At 67.9% G+C, this 24,466-nt stretch carries 25 protein-coding genes and 1 tRNA gene; 19 read left to right on the forward strand and 7 right to left on the reverse strand.

The window, feature by feature from the left end:
- The first annotated feature begins 13 nt into the window (after positions 1–13).
- The 3 genes from CGU34_RS08355 (at position 14) to CGU34_RS08365 (ending at position 2,046) form a co-directional block, all read left to right on the forward strand.
- Positions 14–760, forward strand: coding sequence for a formylglycine-generating enzyme family protein (locus tag CGU34_RS08355; RefSeq protein ID WP_100813829.1), 747 nt, complete (start codon positions 14–16; stop codon positions 758–760).
- Positions 761–940: 180 nt separating this feature from the next.
- Positions 941–1,585, forward strand: coding sequence for a DUF6226 family protein (locus CGU34_RS08360; RefSeq protein WP_100813830.1), 645 nt, complete (start codon positions 941–943; stop codon positions 1,583–1,585).
- Positions 1,586–1,647: 62 nt separating this feature from the next.
- Positions 1,648–2,046, forward strand: a complete 399-nt coding sequence (locus CGU34_RS08365) for an SdpI family protein (protein ID WP_100813831.1) — start codon at positions 1,648–1,650, stop codon at positions 2,044–2,046.
- Between the two features lie 318 nt (positions 2,047–2,364).
- Here the strand turns inward: CGU34_RS08365 and CGU34_RS08370 are convergent, their stop codons facing one another.
- The 3 genes from CGU34_RS08370 to CGU34_RS08385 are packed head-to-tail and all read right to left on the reverse strand — an operon-like array spanning position 2,365 to position 4,551.
- Positions 2,365–3,066 carry a hypothetical protein gene (locus tag CGU34_RS08370; protein ID WP_157811260.1) on the reverse strand — a complete coding sequence of 234 codons (702 nt, stop codon included), beginning with the start codon at positions 3,064–3,066 and terminating at the stop codon, positions 2,365–2,367.
- A gap of 50 nt (positions 3,067–3,116) precedes the next feature.
- Complete coding sequence (locus CGU34_RS16955; protein WP_157811261.1) at positions 3,117–3,701, reverse strand: hypothetical protein; 585 nt, start codon at positions 3,699–3,701, stop codon at positions 3,117–3,119.
- Between the two features lie 10 nt (positions 3,702–3,711).
- Positions 3,712–4,551, reverse strand: coding sequence for an inositol monophosphatase family protein (locus CGU34_RS08385; RefSeq protein WP_232711603.1), 840 nt, complete (start codon positions 4,549–4,551; stop codon positions 3,712–3,714).
- 101 nt (positions 4,552–4,652) lie between these two features.
- Here CGU34_RS08385 and CGU34_RS08390 point away from each other — a divergent pair.
- Positions 4,653–4,725, forward strand: a tRNA-Lys gene (locus CGU34_RS08390).
- Between the two features lie 243 nt (positions 4,726–4,968).
- Positions 4,969–5,937, forward strand: a complete 969-nt coding sequence (locus CGU34_RS08395) for a fumarylacetoacetate hydrolase family protein (protein WP_036297625.1) — start codon at positions 4,969–4,971, stop codon at positions 5,935–5,937.
- Positions 5,938–5,959: 22 nt separating this feature from the next.
- On the opposite strand, the gene CGU34_RS08400 is transcribed toward CGU34_RS08395, so the two are convergent.
- Positions 5,960–7,009 (reverse strand): zinc-dependent alcohol dehydrogenase family protein, encoded by a 1,050-nt coding sequence (locus CGU34_RS08400; protein ID WP_036297627.1) that lies wholly within the window; start codon positions 7,007–7,009, stop codon positions 5,960–5,962.
- Positions 7,010–7,166: 157 nt separating this feature from the next.
- Positions 7,167–7,949 carry an IclR family transcriptional regulator gene (locus CGU34_RS08405; RefSeq protein WP_100813835.1) on the reverse strand — a complete coding sequence of 261 codons (783 nt, stop codon included), beginning with the start codon at positions 7,947–7,949 and terminating at the stop codon, positions 7,167–7,169.
- A 185-nt stretch (positions 7,950–8,134) separates the two neighbouring features.
- Here CGU34_RS08405 and CGU34_RS08410 point away from each other — a divergent pair, with 185 nt between their 5' ends.
- The 4 genes from CGU34_RS08410 (at position 8,135) to CGU34_RS08425 (ending at position 11,372) form a co-directional block, all read left to right on the forward strand.
- Positions 8,135–8,914: a CoA transferase subunit A gene (locus CGU34_RS08410; RefSeq protein ID WP_100813836.1), complete on the forward strand. Its 780-nt coding sequence runs from the start codon at positions 8,135–8,137 to the stop codon at positions 8,912–8,914.
- Position 8,915: 1 nt separating this feature from the next.
- The gene (locus tag CGU34_RS08415) at positions 8,916–9,569 is read left to right on the forward strand and encodes a 3-oxoacid CoA-transferase subunit B (RefSeq protein WP_198517722.1); all 654 of its coding nucleotides are present in this window, start codon (positions 8,916–8,918) and stop codon (positions 9,567–9,569) included.
- Positions 9,566–10,771, forward strand: a complete 1,206-nt coding sequence (locus CGU34_RS08420; protein ID WP_100813837.1) for an acetyl-CoA C-acetyltransferase — start codon at positions 9,566–9,568, stop codon at positions 10,769–10,771. The genes CGU34_RS08415 and CGU34_RS08420 overlap by 4 nt, the downstream gene beginning before the upstream one ends.
- A gap of 136 nt (positions 10,772–10,907) precedes the next feature.
- Positions 10,908–11,372: a GNAT family N-acetyltransferase gene (locus CGU34_RS08425; RefSeq protein ID WP_081766308.1), complete on the forward strand. Its 465-nt coding sequence runs from the start codon at positions 10,908–10,910 to the stop codon at positions 11,370–11,372.
- A 17-nt stretch (positions 11,373–11,389) separates the two neighbouring features.
- On the opposite strand, the gene CGU34_RS08430 is transcribed toward CGU34_RS08425, so the two are convergent.
- On the reverse strand, positions 11,390–11,641 hold the full coding sequence (locus tag CGU34_RS08430) for a hypothetical protein (RefSeq protein WP_036298564.1): 252 nt from the start codon (positions 11,639–11,641) through the stop codon (positions 11,390–11,392).
- A gap of 332 nt (positions 11,642–11,973) precedes the next feature.
- Between CGU34_RS08430 and CGU34_RS08435 the strand changes: the two genes are divergently transcribed.
- The 10 genes from CGU34_RS08435 to serA all read left to right on the forward strand — a co-directional run bounded on the left by CGU34_RS08435 (position 11,974) and on the right by serA (position 23,585).
- Positions 11,974–13,422 carry an alpha,alpha-trehalose-phosphate synthase (UDP-forming) gene (locus CGU34_RS08435; RefSeq protein WP_051513491.1) on the forward strand — a complete coding sequence of 483 codons (1,449 nt, stop codon included), beginning with the start codon at positions 11,974–11,976 and terminating at the stop codon, positions 13,420–13,422.
- The gene (gene otsB / locus CGU34_RS08440; RefSeq protein WP_232711604.1) at positions 13,419–14,231 is read left to right on the forward strand and encodes a trehalose-phosphatase; all 813 of its coding nucleotides are present in this window, start codon (positions 13,419–13,421) and stop codon (positions 14,229–14,231) included. The genes CGU34_RS08435 and otsB overlap by 4 nt, the downstream gene beginning before the upstream one ends.
- Before the next feature lie 9 nt (positions 14,232–14,240).
- Complete coding sequence (ilvD, locus tag CGU34_RS08445; protein WP_100813838.1) at positions 14,241–15,959, forward strand: dihydroxy-acid dehydratase; 1,719 nt, start codon at positions 14,241–14,243, stop codon at positions 15,957–15,959.
- A gap of 80 nt (positions 15,960–16,039) precedes the next feature.
- Positions 16,040–17,842: an acetolactate synthase large subunit gene (locus CGU34_RS08450; RefSeq protein ID WP_100813839.1), complete on the forward strand. Its 1,803-nt coding sequence runs from the start codon at positions 16,040–16,042 to the stop codon at positions 17,840–17,842.
- Positions 17,843–17,844: 2 nt separating this feature from the next.
- A complete protein-coding gene (ilvN, locus tag CGU34_RS08455) occupies positions 17,845–18,354 on the forward strand; it encodes an acetolactate synthase small subunit (RefSeq protein ID WP_036296958.1) in 510 nt (169 codons plus the stop codon).
- 68 nt (positions 18,355–18,422) lie between these two features.
- Positions 18,423–19,448, forward strand: a complete 1,026-nt coding sequence (ilvC, locus tag CGU34_RS08460) for a ketol-acid reductoisomerase (protein ID WP_100813840.1) — start codon at positions 18,423–18,425, stop codon at positions 19,446–19,448.
- 358 nt (positions 19,449–19,806) lie between these two features.
- Positions 19,807–20,754, forward strand: coding sequence for a CAP domain-containing protein (locus CGU34_RS17525; protein WP_100813841.1), 948 nt, complete (start codon positions 19,807–19,809; stop codon positions 20,752–20,754).
- Positions 20,755–20,802: 48 nt separating this feature from the next.
- A complete protein-coding gene (locus CGU34_RS08470) occupies positions 20,803–21,435 on the forward strand; it encodes a DNA polymerase III subunit gamma/tau (protein WP_100813842.1) in 633 nt (210 codons plus the stop codon).
- Entirely contained in the window at positions 21,432–21,761 is a 330-nt protein-coding gene (locus CGU34_RS08475; protein WP_036300300.1) for a hypothetical protein, read from the forward strand. Before CGU34_RS08470 ends, CGU34_RS08475 begins: the two co-directional genes overlap by 4 nt.
- A 234-nt stretch (positions 21,762–21,995) precedes the next feature.
- On the forward strand, positions 21,996–23,585 hold the full coding sequence (gene serA / locus CGU34_RS08480; RefSeq protein WP_036300301.1) for a phosphoglycerate dehydrogenase: 1,590 nt from the start codon (positions 21,996–21,998) through the stop codon (positions 23,583–23,585).
- A gap of 275 nt (positions 23,586–23,860) precedes the next feature.
- Here serA and CGU34_RS08485 read toward each other — a convergent pair whose 3' ends face one another.
- The gene (locus tag CGU34_RS08485; RefSeq protein WP_100813843.1) at positions 23,861–24,406 is read right to left on the reverse strand and encodes a TetR/AcrR family transcriptional regulator; all 546 of its coding nucleotides are present in this window, start codon (positions 24,404–24,406) and stop codon (positions 23,861–23,863) included.
- Between the last annotated feature and the right edge of the window lie 60 nt (positions 24,407–24,466).

Here is a 24,466-nt window from a genome sequence, read left to right on the forward strand (position 1 = left end):
CGGATCCCTTCCGGTGGACGACATCGAGCTGGCGCGGATTGGCGCAGGATCCGTCACGCTCCACGATGCCCGGCGCAAGGCGAGATGGACCGTCGATCTCGAGCCGTTCGAGATCGGCGTGTTCGCCGTGACCGAAGAGCAGATGGCGGAAATTCTGGGCGAGACATCCGTCCACCCGCGGCGGCCGGCGGTCGAGGTGAGCTGGCTGCGGGCCATCCGCTTCTGCAATGCAGCATCGGAGTGGGAGGGTCTCGATCCGGCGTACTCGTTCGAGGGACAGGATGTCTCGTGGCATGTTGATGCGGACGGCTACCGCCTGCCGACCGAGGCCGAGTGGGAGTTCGCGTGCCGCGCCGGCTCGACCGGCGCGCACTACGGGCCGCTCGCCGAGGTCGCCTGGACGAGCGGTGACGGAACGACGACACCGCAGAACGTCGGCGGCAAGCTGCCCAACCTGAACGGCCTGTTCGACACCCTCGGCAACGTCTGGGAGTGGTGCTGGGACCTGCTCGATCCCGGTCGTTATGGGGACTACCGTGTGTTCCGCGGCGGCGGTTACGCAGACGATGCATGGAGCGTGCGGGCCTCAACGCGACGGGGTGGGCCGCCGCGGGCGACGCACGAGGACGTGGGATTTCGCCTCGCTCGGGGCGGTTTCGACTCTGTCGATTCCGCGCAGGGGTGGTCGGCCGCCGTCGACCACGAGCGTGCGGATCTGGATGGGCCGCTGCCGTCAGGCTGGACACCGCTCGGCCGGTGAGCGGGCGGGCGTGTGCCGCACCTTATGAGTGTGGGCGGCCCGCGGCGTGCATCCGAAAGGAACAGTGGGGCCTGTGTGCCCTGATGTGGCCGAAAAGAGCCTCGGTGAGCGGGTCGTTCCTCTCAGATGTTCGGCCTGCCCGGCCAACGAACCTCGGAACGACTCACGTAGCGTGGAGAGATGAGCGGATATCGACGGCCGGACATCCCGGCGCGGACCTTCGTCGATGGCGCGGGAAGCGTGATCGCCTACGGATCGCGTTGGGGCGGCGGATCCCCGCCCGACGACACGTACTCGGTCATCAGCAATCCGGAGCGGTTCGCTCCTTTGCACGTTGTCACCGATGCCCTCATCGAGTGGCTCGCGGCCACCTATGACGTGACGGTTGAGGACGACCTCGCGCTCGCTGCCGAGCTGATGCATCCGCAGCCCGACGTCGTGCGCGCCGTGCGGGTGGCGCCTCGGGATGACGCATCCGCCGCCCTGGTCTTCGCCTTCACGGCCTTCCCCGGGGTGATCGTGCACGCCGGGCTGCTTCATGACTTCAGATTTCCGTCGTGTGGCTGCGATGCCTGCGACGAGATCTGGGCTCCATGCGCGGACGAATTGGAGGGGACCGTCGAGAGAGTCGTGGCGGGCGACTACAGCGAACGGATCCGGCGAGACACGGAGTTGGGGCTGCAGTATTCGCTGAGCGGGTCCGGTCCGGGAGGACGATCAGGCAGCACACGCTTTGAGGGCGAGCCCCTCGAGCGCATCGCCGCGGCGGAGAAGGTTTTGGCTCAGGCCTCCCGCTGGGCGCCGTGGCCGACGCGGCCCGTGTAGCCCCGTTGCGGGTCCGGCTCGCGTGGCTAAGTTCACCTAGCGTGGAGGGATGGAGGGAACTCGTGAACAGCAACGAGGTCGGCTCGGTTGTGCTCGTAGTGATCGGCGTGGTCATGGTCTCGGCCGGCGTGCTGATGATCTGGCTCGGGCGCAAGAGCCGCAACGGGACGCTGAACCGTAACCACATCGCCGGAGTGCGGACCGGCCTCACACTCTCGTCGGATGTCGCGTGGTACCCGGCTCAACGCGCAGCGGCCCGCAACACCGGGATTGCTGGGTGGGGCTCGATCGTCACCGGCGCAACCACCGTCGCGTTGAGCTTGTTCAGCCTGCCATTCAGCACCCGGATGCTGCTCGCTCTATGCCTCACGCTTGGCGGTGCAGCGTGGCTTCTCGGCTGGGCCATCGCGGGTGCGTTCGCGGCCCGACGCGCCGCTCGTGACGCGGTGGACACGCCCTGACTCGGACTCGCACAGCCGCCCCCATGGCGGGCGCGTAACCCGGGCTCGATCTGGCCGTGCGTAAATCTGAAAGGAATATCGGATATGGATGGCGCCGGATCTCCCGTGTGGGGCCTATTTTCGGTGGACGTTCCTTTCAGGTTTGCGCTGGCCGGGGCTGATCAGGGCAGATGTGGGCGTCTGGGGCTCCCGGGCGCACATCCGAGAGGATCGCTGGGGCTGCCGGGCGAACATCCGAGAGGAACGCCGGGGCTGCTGCCGCGCGTGAGGGGCCCAAGCCGGGCCGTCCAGGCAGGTCGCACCTCTCGCATGTTCGCCCTACGCGGGTATCGGCCCTTGAGTGGCAAGTTTGACCCTCACGTACGGCAGGAACTCGCGCGGGATCACCGCGGTCGCGACGAGGTCTGGTCCGAGACGCACCCCCACCGCATAGACGAATGGATCGGTATCGATTTCGTATGCGGGGGTGGCGCGTCCGTCGACGACGACGGATGCGCCGCGGTTGACCGACGCCTCGGTGGCCCGCCAGGAACCCTCGTGGGCGGGCCGACCCGCCTCCAGCCCCAGCTCTTCACGGAACCGGTTCATCAGGATGTGGTTCGTGTGATGTACCAGCTGGGCCTCGAGCGTCGTGTATTCGCTGTGGTCGCGGTACCAGGATGTCCGAACCGCCTCCCAGAGCAGCGGGTATCGCATCCGTTCGACCATCTCGAGCAGCCAGGCCGGCCGTGGCCACGGAGGATCAACGTCGAGTGAGGCCCGCGTCTGTTCATCGAGCTCGGCGAGGTTGACCGAGTCGTCGCGGTCGTCGGGGTTGCGCCAGAGCGTATAGCTGATGCTCACGGCATCGTGTGAATGGCCGCGGCTGCCGTCCGCCGCTTCTAGGCCGTATCCGTCCCAGTCCTCAAGAGCCGGCTGCACCACCAAGCCGATGACGGCGAAGGGAAGCTCGCGCACTCGAGCGGCATGTTCGCGGCGCGGGTCGGGGGCATCTTCGGGCAGGTGTCCAGTGATAGGCACCCTTCGAGACTCCGGGACCAGGCGCAGGCGCGCAAGGCCCAGCGCCAAGATCAGGCGGGCAGCTCGATGACGAGCAGCCCCTCCTTCGTGTCGGCGACGGCGACCCATCCGTCGCCGAAGAGGAATGTCATCCCGTAGCCGTCATCGTCGGTCGCGACGGTCGTATCGGGATTCTCGGTGATGTACACGCCCTCGGCCGATTCTTCGGCCACCCAACCGCCCTCGGTCAGTTCCGCCTGGGCCTCTTCGGCATCCGCCGGGTCGATACCGGACCAACCGTAGATCTGCACGCTGGCTGTGACGGCGCCGGCGGCGCCCCAGATACACCACAGTCCGTCGGCGATTTCGCGCGACCCGATGCGGAAGACATCCTCCTGTGGCTCCCAACCCGCCTCGACGAACGCGGCGACGACGTCGGGCGCGATGAGCGTTTCGCAGGTGAGGTCTTCGGGCCGCGCGACGGGCTCGATTGCGGTGGGCGTCGGCGTGGGGGTGGCGCTCGGGGCGGCACTGGGCGGCGGTGCGGATGGCGCAGCATCCGGTGTGGGAGCGCATCCGGACAGCACCAGTGCGGCCACGAGCGCCGCGGCGCCGAGGGCCGTGCGGGAACGGTGGAACGCGCGGGAACGAGTCATGGCGTCCAGATCAGGCACCCGGGGTGGGGGAGTGGACGAAATCGAGGAAGTCTTGGTGCAGGATGCCGTTGGTCGCCATCACGGAACGTGCTGAGAGTGTCTGCTCGCCCTCGAAAGACGTGACGCGCCCGCCGGCTTCGGTAACGATCGGCACGACGGCGGCGATGTCGTATTCCTGCACGCCAAACTCGGCGACGAACTCGAGGCGCCCCTCGGCCAGCAGCATGTAAGGCCAGACATCGCCGTACCCGCGGTCGCGCTTGACGCGACGGGTCAGCGCGATGAGCGCGTCGAGGTGCCCGGTCTCGTCCCATTGCGCGATGCTCTGGAAGCTCACGCTGGCCTCGTCGAGCGTTTCTATCGCCGATACGCGCAGTGCTCGCTCGCCCTCTTCGGGGGTGTTGGTCCAGGCTCCGAGACCCTCGGCGCCCCACCAGCGTCGGCCGATCGCGGGGATTCCGACCACGCCGACAACGGGAAGCCCATCGACCGCGAGAGCGATCAGGTTGCCCCACATCGGGATGCCGCGCACGTAGTTCGCGGTTCCGTCGATCGGGTCGATGATCCACTGGCGGCGGCTGTCGCCCGTCGTGCCGAACTCTTCGCCGAGGATTCCGTCACCTGGCCGCTCGTTGGCAAGGATGTCTCGGATCGCGCGTTCGGCGGCCAGATCCGCCTCGGACACGGGCGACGCATCGGGCTTCGTCTGCACGTCGAGGTCGACGGCGTCGAATCGTGCCATCGATGCCGAAGCCGCGGCATCCGCGAGTCGGAGGGCGAGGGAAAGGTCGTCGGCACGCGAGTAATCGGTGTGCGCGACGCCGGGGACGGGCGACGTGGGGGAAGTCACGGGCCCAGGATACCGGCGCTTGCCTGGACGATTCGCGAGTGACGTAACCGTGATGGTAATGTTGACCCTCGGTTCGCCCGGCTCCACCTGGGCGGACCTCTGCACCTCTAGCTCAATCGGCAGAGCAACTGACTCTTAATCAGTGGGTTCTCGGTTCAAGTCCGAGGGGGTGCACTGGGAAGCCTCTGAGATCTCGCCATCTCGGAGGCTTTTCTCATGCCCGGGCTCACCCGGCGGTGCTCGCTTACGGCCGGTCAGCGGGTATTTCATATCGGGGTCGGCGCGTCTTGCGTGTCATTCGGTCCGAGCCGATCGGGCCACGCGAGCTTTCCACTCCGTGACACGACTCGACCGACACACCGCTTGTGAAGGTATGAATCAGATAGCCGCGACGGCGCGGACGGAAAAGGGGAACCCATGAAGATCGCGCGATGGGATCACGCAGGCGCGATCGGCGAGGGGTTCGTCATCGACGACGCGGTCGTCGCGTTCCCGGAGGCGCACACGGTCGAGAGCGTTCTGAGTGAGGGCCTCGACCACGCGCATGAACTGTTCGCCCGTGCTCATCATGTTGGCGTGCCGCTTGCAGAGGTAACTCTGCAAGCGCCGTTGGTCCCGTCATCCGTCCGCGATTTCGCGACGTACGAGGAACACCTCGAAGGCATGACGGCGGATGCTGCGGGCCAGGGCCATGTGTCCGATGCCTGGTACGAGGCCCCGCGTTTTCGCTTCAGTAATCGCCACATGATCTTCGGTACGGGGGCGACGATCCGGCCGCCGGCGACCGAGCGGCTCGATTACGAGCTCGGTGTCGCGGCCGTGCTGGGTGGTGAGTCCGGAATGGATCTCACGCCGGAGGAAGCGGCCTCCCGGATCTTCGGATACGTGATCACCAACGACTGGTCGGCGCGAGACATCCAGTTCGCTGAGATGCAGGCACGACTGGGGCCCGTGAAGGGCAAAGACTTCGCCACCTCGATCGGCCCCTGGATCGTGACGGCCGACGAGGTCGCAACGCGGACGACGCCGGACGGATTCCTGGCGCTCCGCGCGGAGGCGTACGTGAACGGTGAGCTGACGGGGACGGACCTCGTCTCCAACATGGCCTGGACGTTCCCCGAACTCGTCGCGTACGCCGCTCGTGCGTCCCGGGTGCTGCCCGGAGATGTGTTGTGCGCTGGGGCGACGGGCAACGGCGGAAGCCTCGGCGAGCTGTGGGGTCTTGCCGGGGGAGCGCTCACCCCGCCACCGCTTCGACGCGGCGACGAGGTGGTTTTTCGCGTCGAGATGCTCGGCGAACTCTCGGGCACGGTCGGAGAGCCGTTCCCGGCGCGAACACTGCCTGCCGCGCGACGCCGGCCGAAACCTCGGGCTCGCGCGGTCTGAATCGCCCGGCTGGCGCGCGCGATCAGGGCTTGAGCAGGACCTTGATGGCGCGACGCTCGTCCATCGCGGCGTAGGCCTCGGCGACCTCGTCCAGAGGCAGGGTCAGGTCGAAGACGCGACCCGGCTGCAGACGGCCGTTCCAGACATCCGGCAACAGCTCTTCGATGTAGTTGCGAACGGGCGCGACGCCTCCACGCAGGGCGATGTTGGCGCCGAACAGGGCGCCGACCGGCACCGAGTTGCCCTCGGCGGGAACGCCCACGAACCCGACAGTGCCGCCGGGGCGGACGGTCGCGATGGCCTGGTCCATGCTCTCGGGGGTGCCGACGCACTCGAGAACGGCGTCGGGCCCGATGTCGTCGAACAGGGCCTTGGCGGCGGCGATGCCCTCTTCTCCGCGCTCGGCGATGACGTCGGTCGCGCCGAATTCGCGGCCGAGTGCCTGACGGGATGCGTGGCGCGACATGAGGACGATGCGCTCGGCGCCGAGCCGCTTCGAGGCGAGGACCGCGCAGAGGCCGACGGCGCCGTCACCGATCACGACGGCGGTGCTACCGGGGCCGACCCCGCCGGACAGTGCGGCGTGGTGACCGGTGCCGAAGACATCCGACAGCGTCAGAAGGTGGGGGATCAGATCCTCAGACGGATACTCGGGGGTCTTCACGAGGGTACCGTCGGCGTGCGGCACGCGGACGAACTCGCCCTGGGCGCCGTCGGCGAAGTCGCCGAAGTGATCGCGGGAGCCCCACCAGGAGTGCTCGAGGCACGAGGTCGAAACGCCGTTGCGGCAGTTCACGCACGTCATGTCGCAGTCGTAAAAGGGCGCAATGACGAAGTCACCAACGGCGACCTTCTCGACGTCGTCGCCGATCGCCTCGACCACGCCGACGAACTCGTGCCCGATGCGCGAGCCCGGTTTCGGGGCGCGAACGCCGCGGTAACTCCACAGGTCCGAGCCGCACACGCAGGCCGCGACCACGCGAACGATCGCGTCGCGACCGGTGCTGAGCACGGGGTCGGGCACCTCTTCGATTCGGACATCGCCGGCTGCATAGATCGTCGTGGCACGCATGATCTCAGCCTACGGCGCGTGCCATGGCGCGCGGCAGGTGCGGGATCCGTTCCGTCCGCACGACCCACGGCGGGACACGACGGCGAGCGGTGCCGATTGCCCGCGTGTGGGGACGGAAGTCGGGCGGATGGCACGCGCGCTCACGGCAATTGTCGGGTCAGCGCCCCGCGGCCGCGATGCGGGTTGAGAGCTGATGTGCGTGCGCCAACAACGTGCGGCCGAGACCGGCCAGGCGGTCCGGCCCGAAGCGGAACTCGACCCCGGTCAAGCTCAGCGCCCACTCCGGATGCCCCGCACGGTTGAACACCGCGGCGCCGATGCCCCAGCTGCCTTCGACGATCAGGCCCGGGTTGACGGCGTACCCGCGGTCGCGGGTCTCGGTCAGTCGGCTACGCAGGGGGCCGACCCGGTGCGTCGGACCCCACCGCCTCTCCAAGTCCGGATGGCGCTCGAGGTACGCATCCACGTCGTGCTCAGGCAGGAACGCCAGGATCGCCAGTCCCGCCGAGGCGACACCGAGCGGGAACCGAACCCCCTCGCTGAGGACGAAAGACCGGATGGGGAAGGCCCCTTCCTCGCGGAGCAGGCAGACCGTCTCGTCGGCCCGACGCACCGAGAGGAACGCGCTCTCTTCGGTCTTGACCGCGAGTGAGCGGACGATGTCGCGGGCGAGCGTGGTGATGTCGTATCGGGCCGCGGCCACGGTTCCCATCAGGTAGAGCTCGGGCCCCGGCATCCATCTCGCCGTCTGCGCGTCCTGATCGACGAGGCCCTCCGCCCGCAGCGCCGAAAGCAGCCGATGCGCCGTCGAGCGCGAGAGGTCCGCCTGGCGCGCGAGCTCGGCCGTCAAGCCACCGACGGCGCCCGCCGCCGTGACGAGGCGCAGGAGGTGTGCCGCGCGGCTGATCGCCTGCGCACCGGGTACGGCTCGGGTCTCCATAATGTGGACGGTAGCTGCGACGGCACCCACATCGCAAGTCATTGTTTGCCGTCGATCGGCCGGCAAGACAGGCTGGAAGAGGGTTCGAGGGACCGGATTCATCGGGCGCAATCCGTCCGGATTGTGGACACCGCGAATCCGACCTCGGGATCAACCCCCGGCGAACGTGCAACGAAGGAGTACGCGTGATCGACAAACAGGTGGCAACGGCGGCCCGCGCGGTCGTCGACATCCCGGATGGCGCTTCGCTCGCCGTCGGCGGCTTCGGGCTCTCGGGCAACCCCATCGCGCTCATCGAGGCGCTGCTCGCCCAGGGCACGACGGATCTCAGCATCGTCAGCAACAACTGCGGCGTGGACGACTGGGGGCTCGGGGTGCTGCTGAACGCCCGCCGCATCCGCAAGATGACGTCGTCGTACGTGGGTGAGAACAAGGAGTTCGAACGGCAGTTTCTCTCCGGTGAGCTCGAGCTCGAACTCACACCGCAGGGCACTCTTGCCGAAAAGCTCCGCGCGGGCGGCTCGGGCGTCGCGGCGTTCTACACGCAGACGGGCGTCGGCACCCAGGTTGCCGAAGGTGGGCTGCCGCGACGTTACGACGGATCGGGCGGCGTTTCGGTCGCGTCGCCGCCGAAAGATGTCCGCGTCTTCGACGTGGCGGGCGAACCGCGCGAACACGTCCTCGAAGAGGCGATCGTGACGGACTTCGCTCTCGTCCACGCTCTCCGCGGTGACCGGCACGGCAACCTGATCTTCAACAAGACGGCCCGCAACTTCAACCCGCTCGCGGCGATGGCGGGTCGCGTCTGCATCGCCCAGGTGGAAGAACTCGTCGAGCCCGGCGAACTCGACCCCGACCAGGTGCATCTGCCCGGGGTGTACGTGCACCGCATCGTCGAGGTCGGCACCGACATCGAAAAGCGCATCGAGCGTCGCACGGTGCGCGCCGGTTCGGAAGGGAACTGACATGGCCCTCGATCGCCTGCAGATGGCCGCGCGTGCCGCCGCCGAGCTGACGGATGGCTCGTACGTCAACCTCGGGATCGGCCTGCCGACCCTCATCCCCAACTACGTGCCGGATGGCGTCACGGTCGTCCTGCAGTCCGAGAACGGAATCCTCGGCGTCGGACCCTACCCGGTTGACGCAGATGTCGACCCCGACCTGATCAACGCCGGCAAAGAGACGGTGACGACGCTCCCTGGCTCGTCGTTCTTCGACTCCGCGACGAGCTTCGGCATGATCCGGGGCGGCAAGATCGACGTCGCCGTGCTCGGTGCGATGCAGGTCTCGAGCACAGGCGACCTGGCCAACTGGATGATTCCCGGCAAGATGGTCAAGGGACCGGGCGGTGCGATGGACTTGGTGCATGGTGCGGCGAAGGTCATCGTGCTGATGGAGCACGTGGCGAAGGACGGTTCGGCGAAGATCGTCGACGTGTGCTCGCTGCCCCTCACCGGGCGCGGCGTGGTCGACCGCATCATCACCGACCTGGCCGTGATCAATGTGACCCCCGACGGCCTCGTACTGGTGGAGGTGGCGCCCGGCGTGACGGTGGCCGAGGTGATCGCGGCGACCGAGCCGCCCCTGACGGTTTCGCCCGCACTGAAGGAGCACGCATGAGCGAGGCAGCGCACGAAGAGCAGCCCCACGACATCGTTATCGTCGCGGCCGCCCGCACCCCCCAGGGGCGGTTGAAGGGCCAGCTCGCGTCGTTCACCGCACCTCAGCTCGGTGGCTTCGCCATCCGCGGCGCGCTCGAGAGGGCGGGGATCGCGCCGGATGCCGTCGACGCCGTCGTCCTCGGACAGGTCCTGTCCGCCGGGTCGGGCCAGAACCCCGCACGCCAGGCCGCTCTCGCGGCGGGCATCGGGTGGGATGTGCCCGCGTCATCCGTCAACAAAGTCTGTCTGTCGGGTCTCACGGCGATCATCGACGCCGCGCGGATGATTCGCGTCGGCGACGCGGAGGTCGTGGTTGCCGGGGGCATGGAATCGATGACCCGCGCACCCCACCTGCTGATGGGTTCGCGTGACGGCTGGCAGTACGGCAGCGTCGAGGTGCTCGACCACATGGCCCTCGACGGATTGACCGACGCGTACGACGACGAGAGCATGGGTGCGTCGACCGAGCGCCACAACGAGCGGTTCGAGGTGACGCGCGAGCAGCAGGATGCCGCGTCCGCGCGGTCGCATCAGCGCGCGGCGGCCGCGACCGAGGCGGGCGTCTTCGTCGACGAGATCGTGCCGGTCGAGGTGCCGCAGCGGCGGGGGGACCCTGTGCTCGTGACGGCGGATGAAGGCATCCGTCCCGACACGACCGTCGAGACGCTCGGGCGGCTGCGACCCGCGTTCGCCGCGGGCGGGTCGATCACGGCCGGCAATTCGTCCCAGATTTCCGATGGCGCGGCCGCTGTTGTGCTCACGCACCGCGTTCACGCCGAGGCAAAGGGTTGGCCCGTGCTCGCCGTCGTCGGTGCGAGCGGCCAGGTCGCCGGGCCCGACAATTCTCTGCACGCGCAGCCCGCCCGGGCAATCGCGAAGGCGCTCGAGAAACAGGGACTGACCGCGGCCGACCTCGACATCGTCGAGATCAACGAGGCATTCGGTGCGGTCGTTGTGCGCTCGCAGGCCGAGCTGGGCCTCGGCGACGACGTCGTCAACGTCCACGGCGGCGGCATCGCGGTCGGTCACCCGATCGGCGCATCCGGCGCACGGCTCGTCGTGCACGCGGTGCATGAGCTCGGCCGGCGGGGGAGCGGCACCGCGGCTGTGGCGCTGTGCGGTGGTGGGGGCCAGGGCGAGGCGCTCATCCTCACGCGCTGAGCGGAGCGTCGGAAGCGCGGTGCGCGAGATCGCCCGTTGTTGCCGAGAGCGCCGGTTGGTGGCGCGCGACAAGAGGCGATCTCGGCGGTAGGCGGCGGGCTCGGTGGCACGAGAGGCGGGTGGGTAGTGTGCCGATGTGAGCAACGCAGGCACCGGCCCCGACATCCACCCCCTCCGCCCCTCCGACCACGACGAGTGGCTCGCCCTGTGGCAGGCGTACATCGCCTTCTACAAGGCATCCGTTCCCGATGACATCACCGAACTGACGTTCGAGCGCATCACGAGCGCGAATGTCGAGATTCACGGCGCGATCGCGCGGGATCAAACGGGTCGGGCAGTCGGTATCGTGCACTGGCTGACGCACCCGGCCACGTGGTCGCGCGTGCCGTACGTCTACCTCGAGGACCTGTACGTCGAGTCGGGGGTTCGCGGCGGCGGGATGGGGCGCGCCCTGATCGGTCATGTGGAGCAGTGGGCGCGCGGGCACGGTGCCGCCAAGGTGTACTGGCTCACCCACGACACGAACGCGACAGCGCGCGGGCTGTATGACCTTGTCGCAACACACACGGGCTTCGTCCACTACGAGATTCCGCTCGCCTGAGCCGGATGCGGGGCTGACTAATTGCGGATGCGCTTCTTCAGCAGCTTCGCCTCGTCGCCGTGCACGGGGGAATCGTCGGCTATCAAGTGGCCGCGGGATGCGCGCCGCTTGTCGACGATCGCGCCGATTGCGAGCGCTGCCGTGATTCCCCAACTGAGCCACGCCAGCGCCTCGCGCCAGGTGAACTCGCTGTCACGCGCACCGCGCAGCAGCGTGATGCCGCCGGTGACCGCAGAGATGAGGCCTGTGCCGAAGAGGTACTTGCGCATGTCCCCAACGCTACCGAAGGTCGGTGCGCCGCGCTCACGGTTGACATTTCGCCGCCGGTGCCCGCCGCATCCGTTCGCCCGTCTTCCCTCTGTGTCGCCCGTGCGCCGCGCCCTCCTGCCCCGAAACACCCCCATTGTCGCGAAACACCCGGGGTCGAGGGGTGTCTCGACGCACATTGGGTGTTTCGCCGAAGTAGGCGGGCGCAGGTGCGGGAAGGATGCTGGGGCCCGGTGCACATGGAGAGACGGATGCCTCGGGCCGGGCATCGTCGACGCGCCAGATACCCTGGAGGAAGCACGCATGCCCGTCCCGATGCTCGTGAGAGGCCCCCGTGACGACCGATCTGCCCGATCGCGCCGACTTCGTCGTCGTCGCTAATCGACTGCCCGTCGACCGCGCCGAGGATGGTGAATGGCGGCGCTCGCCGGGAGGACTCGTGACGGCCCTCGAGCCGATGATGCGCCGTGCCGATGGTGCGTGGGTGGGATGGCCGGGTCAAGCCGACCTCGAGCTGGAACCTTTCGAGTTCGAGGGCACGCACCTCGTGCCCATCGTGCTCAGTGCCGAGGACGTCGAGCTGTACTACGAGGGATTCTCGAACGACACGATCTGGCCGCTCTATCACGACGTGATCGCGGCGCCGCGCTACAGCCGGCTGTGGTGGGAGGCCTACGTCCGCGTCAACAAGCGCTTCGCCGAGGCCACCGCCGCCGTGTCCGCTGAGGGCGCGACGGTCTGGGTGCAGGACTACCAGCTGCAGCTCGTGCCCAAGATGCTGCGCGAGCTGCGCCCCGACCTGACGATCGGCTACTTCCATCACATCCCGTTCCCGGCATATGGGCTGTACTCGCAGCTGCCGTGGCGCAAACAGGTGCTCGAGGGTCTGCTCGGAGCGGATGTCATCGGGTTCCAGCGCGTCGCGGATGCCGGAAACTTCGCCCGCGCCGTGCGGCGCCAGCTTCGCTACGACACCAAGGCTTCGGGGATCTCGGTGCCCGTCGGTGACGGCCGCACCCGAATCGCCCTCGCGAAGGCCTTCCCGATCTCGATCGACGCCGAGTCCTACGCCGAGCTCGCGCGCTCGCCCGAGGTGCAGGCGCGGGCGATCGAGATCCGCGAGGGCCTCGGCAATCCGCGGAAGATCCTGCTGGGTGTCGATCGCCTGGACTACACGAAGGGCATCCGGCACCGGATGAAGGCGTTCGGCGAGCTTCTCACCGACGGCAAGCTCGACACGTCCGACGTGACGCTCGTGCAGGTCGCGAGCCCGAGCCGCGAGCGCGTCGTGGCGTACGCCCAATTGCGCGACGAGATCGAGCTGACGGTCGGGCGCATCAACGGCACGTTCGACACGATGGGCCACACGGCCATCCGTTATCTCCACCACGGCTATCCCCGTGAAGAGATGGTCGCGCTGTTCCTCGCCGCCGACGTCATGCTCGTCACGGCGCTTCGCGACGGAATGAACCTCGTCGCCAAGGAATATGTCGCCTCGCGCATCGACAATCGCGGCGTGCTCGTGCTGAGCGAGTTCGCCGGCGCGGCCGACGAGCTCGGCAGCGCCCTGCTCATCAACCCGCACGACATCGAGGGGCTCAAGGAGTCGATCATGCGCGCCGTCGAGATGCCCGGAGCGGAACAGGGACGCCGCATGCGTTCGCTCCGCCGCCGGGTGTTCGAGCACGATGTCGAGGCCTGGTCGCAGAGCTTCGTTGCGGCTCTCGATGCCGCGCGTCGTCGCGACCGGGGCCCGGCTCCGAGAGAGGTGGCACCCGCATGAGCATGGACTCAAGCGAGATGACGACCGACCTGACGGCAGCGCTCGAGCCGCTCGCCGCAACGCCCGTGCTGCTCGTCGCGCTGGACTTCGACGGCACACTCGCGCCCCTCATCGACGAACCGATGGCCGCTCGTGCACTGCCCGTGTCCAAAGAGGCGATTGCGAGCTTGGCGGCACTGCCCGACACGGTCGTCGCCTTCGTCTCGGGACGGATGCTGGCGGATCTGCGCGTCATCGGCGAGCACCGCGACGACTCACCGATCTATCTCGCCGGATCGCACGGCGCCGAATTCTGGTACCCCACGGGCGCCGCGGCAAACCACGTTCACGGGGGCGACACCGACACCGACGACGTGGATGCCGATGCCCTCCGTGCCGACGCCGACCTGATCGTCGCCGACATCGAGGGGGCGTGGATTGAGCACAAGGCCTTCGGTTTTGCGCTGCATTCCCGCATGAGCACCCCCGAGGACGCCGCGCGGGCGACGCGCGAGATCGACGCGCTCGTGGTCGAGCGGGCCCCGGACTGGCGTCGGCGGACGGGCCAGGACATCCTCGAGTTCTCATCGAGCCACGCCGGCAAGGATGTCGCGATCGCCGCGCTGCGCGAAGAGACCGGCGCGACAGCCGTGTTCTTCGCCGGCGACGACGTGACGGACGAGGACGCGATTGCTCACCTGAGCGACGGCGACCTGGGCGTGCGCGTCGGGCCGGGGGAGTCATCCGCTCGGTTGCGTGTTGCAGATGCCCAAGAACTCGCCGGAGTGTTGTCGACCCTCGCGCGGATGCGAGCAGCGCGGCGGGAATAGACTCGGGGGATGGCTCCGTACGACCCGTCTGACAGTTCCCCCGTCGATATCAAGCCCCGCTCGCGGGTCGTCACCGACGGCATCGAAGCGACCACCTCACGCGGAATGCTCCGCGGTGTCGGGATGGGCGACGCCGATTGGGAGAAGCCCCAGATCGGCATTGCGTCGAGCTGGAACGAGATCACGCCCTGCAACCTGAGCCTGGATCGACTCGCACAGGGCGCCAAGGAAGGGGTCCACGCGGGCGGGGGCTACCCACTGCAGTTCGGCACCATCTCGGTCTCGGACGGCATCTCGATGGGCCACGAGGGCATGCACTTCTCGCTCGTGTCGCGCGAGGTCATCGCCGACTCGGTCGAGACGGTCATGATGGCGGAGCGCCTTGACGGCAGCGTGCTGCTGGCGGGCTGCGACAAGTCGATCCCCGGGATGCTGATGGCCAGCGCCCGTCTCGACCTCTCGAGCGTGTTCCTCTACGCAGGTTCCATCGCACCGGGCTGGGTCAAGCTCAGCGACGGCACCGAGAAGGACATCACGATCATCGACTCGTTCGAGGCGGTCGGCGCGCGTCTCGCGGGCAAGATGAGCGACGAAGATCTCCACCGCATCGAGTGCGCCTTCGCTCCCGGTGAGGGCGCCTGCGGCGGGATGTACACGGCGAACACCATGGCTTCTGTCGCGGAGGCCCTCGGGCTCAGCCTTCCCGGATCCGCGGCGCCGCCCAGTGCAGACCGCCGGCGGGATTCGTTTGCGCATCGCTCCGGCGAGGCCGTCGTCAACCTGCTGCGCCTCGGCATCACGACCCGCGACATCCTCACGAAAGAAGCCTTCGAGAACGCGATCGCGCTCGCCATGGCCCTCGGCGGCTCGACGAACGTCGTGCTGCACCTGCTCGCGATCGCGCACGAGGCGGCCGTCGACGTGACGCTGCACGACTTCAACCGCATCGGCGACAAGGTTCCGCACGTCGCCGACATGAAGCCCTTCGGCAAATACGTCATGAACGATGTGGACCGCCATGGCGGCATCCCGGTCATCATGAAAGCGATGCTCGAGGAGGGCCTTCTGCACGGGGACGCCCTGACGGTCACCGGCAAGACGTTGGCCGAGAACATCCGCGACCTCGATCCGCGTCCGATCGACGGGACCGTCATCCACACCTTCGATGACCCCATCCATGCCACTGGCGGCATCACGATCCTGCACGGCTCCTTGGCCCCCGAGGGAGCGGTCGTGAAGACCGCTGGCTTCGATGCGGCGGTCTTCGAGGGTCCCGCGCGGGTCTTCGAGCGTGAGCGCGGGGCAATGGATGCGCTCGAGGCTGGCGAGATCAATCCTGGCGAGGTGCTCGTTATCCGTTACGAGGGCCCGAAGGGTGGCCCCGGAATGCGCGAAATGCTCGCGATCACCGCCGCCATCAAGGGGGCCGGGCTCGGAAAAGATGTACTACTCTTGACGGACGGACGATTCTCAGGCGGCACAACCGGCCTCTGCATCGGCCATATAGCACCCGAAGCAGTGGACGCAGGTCCCATTGCCTTCGTGCGCGATGGTGATCTGATACGGGTCGATATCGCAGCTCGCACTCTCGACCTACTCGTCGATGAGGCTGAGCTCAGCTCCCGCCGCTCTGGCTGGGAACCGCTGCCCCCGCGCTACACCCGAGGCGTTCTGGCGAAGTATTCCAAGCTCGTGCACTCCGCCGCGGAGGGCGCAGTTACGGGATAGCCCGCGTCCGACGGATGCGGCATTCGTCGGCCATCTGCCGGCGATTCATCACAGTCATTCCGATCGCAAGGATTCTCACCATGCCCGCCGAATCTGCCACGGCCATTCCCCGGCCGCCCGCTCGCACCGCGTCCGCGCCCGTGCTCACGGGTGCGCAGGCGGTCGTCCGCTCTCTCGAGCTGCTCGGCGTCACCGACGTCTTCGGTCTGCCGGGCGGAGCGATCCTGCCCGTCTACGACCCGCTCATGGACTCGACCGATCTGCGCCACATTCTCGTGCGCCACGAGCAGGGTGCTGGTCACGCCGCAGAGGGTTACGCCTCGGCATCCGGACGCATCGGTGTCGCCATCGCGACGTCGGGTCCGGGCGCGACCAACCTCGTCACCGCGATCGCCGACGCCTACATGGACTCGGTGCCGATCGTCTGCATCACCGGTCAGGTCTTCAGCACGCTGATGGGAACGGATGCATTCCAAGAGGCCGACATCGTGGGTATCACGATGCCGATCACGAAGCACTCGATCCTGGTCAAGAAGGCCGAAGACATCCCGGCCGCGATCGCCTCGGCGTTCGAAATCGCGGGCACCGGTCGTCCCGGTCCCGTGCTCGTCGACATCACGAAGGACGCCCAGCAGGCGGAGGCGCCGTTCATCTGGCCGCCGAAGATCGATCTGCCCGGCTATCGCCCGGTGACGAAGGCCCACGGCAAGCAGATCCAGGCCGCGGCCCAGCTGCTCGCGGCCGCGAAGAAGCCCGTGCTCTACGTCGGCGGTGGTGTGATTCGCTCCAAGGCGTCCGCCGAGTTGTTGCGCCTGGCCGAAGCGACGGGTGCGCCCGTCGTCACGACGCTCATGGCCCGCGGTGCGTTCCCCGACTCGCATCAGCAGCAGCTGGGCATGCCCGGCATGCACGGCACGGTTCCCGCGGTGCTCGCCCTGCAAGAGGCCGACCTGCTCGTCTCGCTCGGCGCGCGCTTCGATGACCGCGTGACCGGCAAGGCCGCGCTCTTCGCCCCGAACGCCAAGGTCGTGCACGTCGACATCGACCCGGCCGAGATCGGCAAGATCCGCGCCGCCGATGTTCCCATCGTGGGTGATCTGCGCGACGTGCTCGTCGACCTCGAGGGCGCCTACGCCGCCGCGGCGGCCGAGCTGACCCCCGACATCTCGGAGTGGTGGTCGTACCTCGACGGTCTGCGCGAAGAGTTCCCGCTCGGCTACGCGCCGACGACCGATGGCCTGATGGCGCCGCAGTACGTGATCCAGCGGATCGGAGAGCTGACCGGCCCCGAGGGCATCTATGCCTCGGGCGTGGGACAGCACCAGATGTGGTCGGCGCAGTTCATCAAGTACGAGCGGCCGAACGCCTGGCTGAACTCCGGCGGCGCCGGCACGATGGGCTACTCGGTTCCCGCCGCGATGGGCGCGAAGGTTGCCGAACCCGACCGTGTCGTGTGGGCGATCGACGGTGACGGATGCTTCCAGATGACCAATCAGGAGCTCGCGACCTGCACGATCAACAACATCCCGATCAAGGTCGCGATCATCAACAACTCCTCGCTCGGCATGGTGCGCCAGTGGCAGACGCTGTTCTACAACAGCCGCTACTCGCACACCGACCTGAACACGGGTCACGACACCATGCGGGTGCCGGACTTCGTCAAGCTCGCCGAAGCGTACGGATGCCTCGCCATCCGTGTAGAGAAGGAAGAAGACGTGGACGCGGCGATCAAGCTCGCGCTCGAGACGAACGATCGCCCCGTCGTGATCGACTTCGTCGTGAGCGCCGACTCGATGGTGTGGCCGATGGTGCCCCAGGGCGTCAGTAACAGCTTCGTCCAATACGCGAGAGAGCACTCGCCGGCCTTCGGACAGGAGGACTGACCGTGAGCAAGCACGTCCTGAGCCTCCTCGTGGAGGACAAGCCGGGTCTTCTGACGCGCGTCGCCGGCCTGTTCGCACGCCGTGGCTTCAACATCGAGTCCCTCGCCGTGGGCGTCACCGAGGTGCCGGGTCTGTCGCGCATCACGGTCGTCGTCGACGTCGAAGAACTGCCGCTCGAGCAGGTCACGAAGCAGCTCAACAAGTTGATCAACGTGATCAAGATCGTCGAGCTCGACTACTCGACATCCGTCCAGCGCGAGCACATGCTCGTCAAGGTGCGCGCCGATAACTCCACCCGCTCGAACGTCATCGAGGTCGTGAATCTCTTCCGCGCCTCGGTCGTGGACTACTCGACCGATGCGCTCGTGATCGAGGTGACCGGCGACCACGGCAAGATCGACGCGTTCCTGCGCGCCGTCGAGCCGTTCGGAGTCAAGGAGCTGGCCCAGTCGGGCTTGCTCGCGATCGGTCGCGGCGGCAAGAGCATCACCGAGCGCGTCCTCCGCGGCTGACCCTTTCGAGCGTTTCGTCTCGCTTCGCTCGCTCAACGACCAACACATACAAGGAGAAATACATCACCATGGCCGAGATCTTCTACGACTCCGACGCCGACCTCGCGCTCATCCAGGGCAAGAAGGTCGCGATCGTCGGCTACGGCTCCCAGGGACACGCGCACGCCCAGAACCTGCGCGACTCGGGTGTCGAGGTCGTCATCGCCCTCAAGGAGGGGTCGAAGTCGGCCCCCAAGGCCGAGGAAGACGGCTTCCCCGTCAAGTCGGTCGCCGAGGCCGCCGAGTGGGCCGACCTCATCATGATCCTCGCGCCCGACCAGCACCAGCGCGGCATCTACAAGAACGAGATCGCCCCGCACCTGACCGCGGGCAAGACCCTCGCGTTCGCGCACGGCTTCAACATCCGCTTCGGCTACATCGACGCCCCCGAGGGTGTCGACGTGATCCTCGTCGCGCCGAAGGCGCCCGGTCACACGGTGCGTCGCGAGTTCGTCGCGGGTCGCGGCATCCCCGACATCATCGCGGTGGAGCAGGATGCCTCGGGCCAGGCCTGGGACATCGCCAAGTCGTATGCCAAGGCGATCGGCGGAACCCGCGCCGGCGTCATCAAGACGACCTTCACGGAAGAGACCGAGACCGACCTGTTCGGTGAGCAGGCCGTGCTCTGCGGTGGTGTTTCGCAGCTCGTCCAGTACGGTTTCGAGACCCTGACCGAGGCAGGCTACCAGCCGCAGATCGCCTACTTCGAGGTGCTGCACGAGCTCAAGCTCATCGTCGACCTCATGTGGGAGGGCGGCATCGCCAAGCAGCGCTGGTCGGTCTCCGACACCGCCGAGTACGGCGACTACGTCTCGGGCCCCCGCGTGATCGACCCGCACGTCAAGGAGAACATGCAGGCCGTTCTCGGCGACATCCAGTCCGGCGCCTTTGCCGAGCGCTTCATCGGCGACCAGGATGCGGGAGCCCCCGAGTTCCTCGCGCTCCGCGAAAAGGGTGCCCAGCACCCCATCGAAGAGGTCGGCCGTGAGCTGCGCGCCCTCTTCGCATGGAAGCAGCAGGACGCCGACTACACCGAGGGCAGCGCTGCGCGCTGACCTCGGTGTATCAACCGGCGCTCAATTGTGATCGCTCTCGCGATCACCGAGGGCAGTGCCGCGCGCTGACCTCGGCCGCTGAGCACAGCTCGGCCCGATAGACCAGTCGTCCCACCAGGCTCGGCTGAGCCCGGCCGTCACGCCCCCGCAACCCGGGGTGTGGCGGCCGGGCCTTTTTTGTCCTCGCCGGACATCCGGGAGGTAGGACGTGCCCGGCAACCCGGAATATGGTCGATTTCCGCCAGCTTCGATGGATTGTCCCTCTGAGATGTCCGGAGCTCGTCACGCACGCCGACACGACTCGTCGCCCGGGAGGCGGAAGCGGTGGTACTGGTTGATCGTCGCTTAGCGTGGATTTATGCGCGTTCTCGACCATGATCCGAACCCTGCCCCGTGGCGGGTCAAGTCGGTCTTAGCCCGTCTGGTCCTGGCGGCGGCCCTCGTACTGGGGATGGGAGTCGGGGGAGCGGCGACGCCGGCCGCAGCATACGACGAAGGCACGATCGTCGCCCTGGCGAACGAGGCGCGCGCCCAGAACGGCCTCGGCGGGCTGGTCCGCAACGGTTCGCTCGACGCGGTCGCGCTGAACTGGGCGAATCAGATGGCGGCGAGCGGGACGCTGTCGCACAACCCGTCGGTCGGATCGCAGATCCCCGGCGGATGGCGCGGCTGGGGCGAGAACGTCGCCCAGGGCTACAACAGCGGACCTGCCGCGCACAGCGGTTGGATGAACTCGTCGGGGCACCGTGCGAACATCCTCGGCAACTTCACCGACATCGGAACCGCGCTCATTCAGGCGAACGGAACGACGTGGGCCGTGCAGGTATTCGCGAACTATCCCGGCAGCGGGCTGCCGGCCCCGGCTCCGGCTCCGGCTCCGGCCGCGCCGGCCCCTGCGCCCGCGGCGCCAGCCCCAGCGCCCGCGGCACCAGCGCCGGCACCCGCGGCCCCGGCGCCCGCTCCGGTGCCCGCGTCGCCCGCCGATTCCGCGGCGGGCGACGCCGCCGCATCTGCCGACACCGCCCCCGATGCCGCGGCGGACGGCTCAGAGCCCGCCCCCTCGGGGACCCCCGCGGAGTCCGCGGCGCCCATGACGCCATCGCCCGCGCCGTCCCCGAAGCATGGGGCGAGCACGGCGCCGAACTCGCTGGCGACGCCCGGGCCCGAAGCATCCGAGAGCACTCCGATTGCCTCCGCCGGTCCCTGGGTGGCCGCGGGCATGCTCGCGCTGGTGGCTATCGGGGTCGCGCTCTGGCCCTGGGTCGCAACCCGGGTCCGCCGCCGCGGCCCCGGCGCGGGTGCATAGTTCCCGTCCGTTCACAAGGGGATGAATTCTGCGGGATACTCTGGGGGCATGCCGCGACGCGACGAGGAAGCCCTGAGCTGGGACGGCGACGACGACCCGACACTCGACACGGGGACCACTGCCGCCAAGGATGCTGCCGCCGAGGATGACGCCGCCTCCGATTCGGCATCACTGCCCGACGGCTGGACGCCGGTCGGCCGGGGTAGCGGGAGCGTGACGCACAGCGCGCCCGCGGCTCACACCCCTCCGCCCCAGCCCGCAGCTGATACGAATGGCGTCGGCACTGCCGCACGCACCTCGCGGACAGAGACGAGAGCTGCCGAAGAAGCGGCGCCCGAAGCATCCGAAGACTTCGCCTCGGGTGTCGAAGAGCCAGAGCCCGCGGGACTCGGCACCGCGGCACTCGTTTCGATCGGCGTACTCGGTGGCGTGTACCTGCTGTTCGCGATCGGCTGGCTCGTCGGTGGCCTGCGCCTGCAGATCCGGTACCAGTTGCTCGTGGGGAGCGGGACGTATCAGGCAGCGCTGTGGCTCGCCGCCGCGGCGCCCATCATCTGGTTCGCGACCACGATGTTCGCGACGCGAAAGTCGAGCCCCTGGCTGCGCTGGCTGTGGCTCGGTGTCGGCGTGCTTTTGCTCATCCCTTGGCCATTCCTCATGATCGGAGCGGTGGCACGATGACGGATGCATCACTCGGCACGCGCAGGACGCCGACCTGGATTCTGGCGGTCGTCGGTGGGTTCTTCGGACTGATCTATGCCGGCGCCGCCTGGCTCGCGATATCGACGACGATCCTGCTCGCCCCCCTCAACGCGCTCGGCTGGTTCATCTGGATCTTCGCGATCCTGTTCCCCGTGATCGCCTTCGCGGTTTCGTTCGCGCTCAGCTACCGCAGGGGCGTGGCGGTCTACGCACTCGTGCTTCTCGCGGGGCTCGGGCTCGTCGCGGTTTTCTGGCTCAACGTCATTTCGTACACGAGCCTGAACACGTCCGCGGTGGTCGGCTGAGGCATCCGCTTCGTCTCCGGCCTTAGTCACCGCGGCCCACGACGCGTGTGACGCGCACGAGGCTCGTGCCCGGAGCCGATAGGCTTTTTCTCGCCTCGCCCCGTTGTATCGCAGGCGTGCGGCGCGGCCCACAAGACTCCCGCGCGCTGAGCACGGGGTCACAGAACCGCAATGCGCCGCGCGCAGACAACACCGCGTGCGAGCGCGCAACACAGCGCAACACGAAGGAACACCGTGACGAAGCCCGTCGTCCTGCTCGCCGAAGAACTTTCGCCCGCCACCATCGACGCGCTCGGTCCGGAGTTCGACATCCGCCACGTCGACGGCACCGACCGCCCGGCGTTGCTTGCCGCCCTCGCCGACGCGAGCGCCGTGCTGGTGCGCTCGGCAACGCAGATCGACGCCGAGGCCCTCGCGGCAGCGCCCGTGCTGAAGGTCGTGGCGCGGGCCGGTGTCGGGCTCGACAACGTTGACATCAAGGCCGCCACCACGGCCGGTGTCATGGTTGTCAACGCGCCGACCTCGAACATCGTGTCAGCCGCGGAGCTGACCGTGGGACACATCCTGAGCCTTGCCCGAAACATCCCGGCGGCGCACGCGTCGCTCGCCGAGGGGCAGTGGAAGCGCAGCAGCTTTACGGGTACCGAGCTGTACGAGAAGACGGTCGGCATCATCGGCCTCGGACGCATCGGTGCCCTGATCGCGGCCCGCCTGCAGGCGTTCGACATGCGCGTCGTCGCCTACGACCCGTACGTCACCCCCGCGCGCGCCCAGCAGTTGCACGTCGAGCTGCTGCCGTTCGAAGAACTGCTGCGCACGAGCGACTTCATCACGATCCACATGCCGAAGACGCCCGAGACCACGGGCATGATCGGCGACGCCGAGCTGGCCATGATGAAAGACACAGCGTACGTCGTCAACGTCGCCCGCGGCGGACTGATCGACGAGGACGCCCTGTTCCGGGCGCTCTCGGCCGGCATCATCGCCGGTGCGGGTCTCGATGTCTTCGTCGACGAGCCGCCGAAGAACTCGCCGCTGCTCGCGCTGCCGAACGTCGTCGTCACCCCGCACCTGGGTGCCTCGACCGACGAGGCGCAAGAGAAGGCCGGCGTCTCGGTCGCACGCTCGGTCAAGCTCGCCCTCGAGGGCGACCTGGTTCCGGATGCGGTCAACGTGGCCGGTGGCGTGATCGATCCGTTCGTCCGCCCCGGCATCGCGCTCGTCGAGAAGCTCGGTCAGGTGTTCAGCGGCATGTCGCACGCGGCGCTCACGAACCTCGACATCGAGGTGCGAGGCGAGCTCGCGGCATACGACGTCAGCGTCTACAAGCTCGCAGCGCTCAAGGGGATCTTCACGAGCATCGTCAGCGAGAACGTCTCGTACGTCAACGCGCCCCTGTTCGCCGAGCAGCGCGGCATCGAGACGCGCCTGATCGTCGACCCGGTCAGCGAGGACTACCGAAACATCACGACGCTCCGCGGAACGCTCGCGGACGGCACCGTGCTGACGGTATCGGGCACCCTGTCGGGCACCCGCATGGTCGAGAAGATCGTCGGGTTCAACGACTACGAGATCGAGGTGCCGATCGCTCAGCACCACATCGTCATGCTGTACACCGATCGCCCGGGGATCGTCGCGATCTATGGTCAGAAGTTCGGTGATGCCGGCATCAACATCGCGGGGCTGCAGGTCGCGCGCAGCCAGCGTGGTGCGCAGCTGTCGGTGCTGACCGTGGACTCACGGGTGCCCGAGGAACTACTCGACGAGGTGCGCGAGGCGATCCAGGCCGACCTGCTCGTGCAGCTGGAGATCACCGAGGTCTGAGCGATTCCCCACCCACGCGAGGGTGCCCGTTCCAACGCCCGAGGGTGCCCGTTTCGTCACGCGAGGGTGCCTGTCCCAACGCCCGAGGGTGGCTGTTTTTGCGCCTGAGGGTGCCTGTGCTGACGCTCATCGCCGGTAAATGGGCACTCTCGCGTGATGAAAAGGCCACTCTCGCGGGATGAAGAGGGCACCTTCGCGCCGGAAAAAGGGCACCTTCGCGCCGGAAAACGGGCACCCTCGCGCCGGAAAGCGGGCACCCTCGGGCTGAGCCCGGCTCAGGCGCGGGCGGACGCCTCGACCAGGGCGATCAGAGCGTCCATCTCGGTGCCGCGGGGGACCGGGCCCGGGATGTTGCCGCCCTCGAGCGCGTTGTTGAAGTAGAGGCCATCGCTCACGAGCATCACGAGGTCGAGGGATGCCGCATCCTTCGTATGCGGGCGGAGCGCGTCGCCCCAGCGTTCGCGCACGCGACGGAGCGCCGCGCTGGCTGAGGCATTCCCGCCCTGCGCGAGCCGAGACGTGGCGAGGATGGCCCGGTCGAGCGGATCGTTCTCCATCACCGACGTCCTCAAGAAGTACGCGATAGGTCCTTCGTCGGCGTCCATCATGGCTTCGATATCAGCCGTGACCAGGGCGTCGAGGCGTTCGATGACGCCGGACTCGAGGGCGTCCTTCGACGAGAAGTGATAGAGCAGCCCGCCCTTCGACACTCCGGCGGCGCGCGATGTGGCGTCCATCGTGGCGGATCTCTCGCCCTCGTCGATCAGGATCGCCTCGAACGCATCGAGCACGCTTTCTCGGGCTCGCGGGGGACGACTCATGCGCTCGATCGTACCCAGTGTGTGCCCAGCGGGATTCCGTGCATGTCTGTTACTATACCG

It is taken from the genome of Microbacterium lacus, from assembly GCF_002812805.1.
Classification (GTDB): Bacteria; Actinomycetota; Actinomycetes; order Actinomycetales; family Microbacteriaceae; genus Microbacterium; species Microbacterium lacus_A.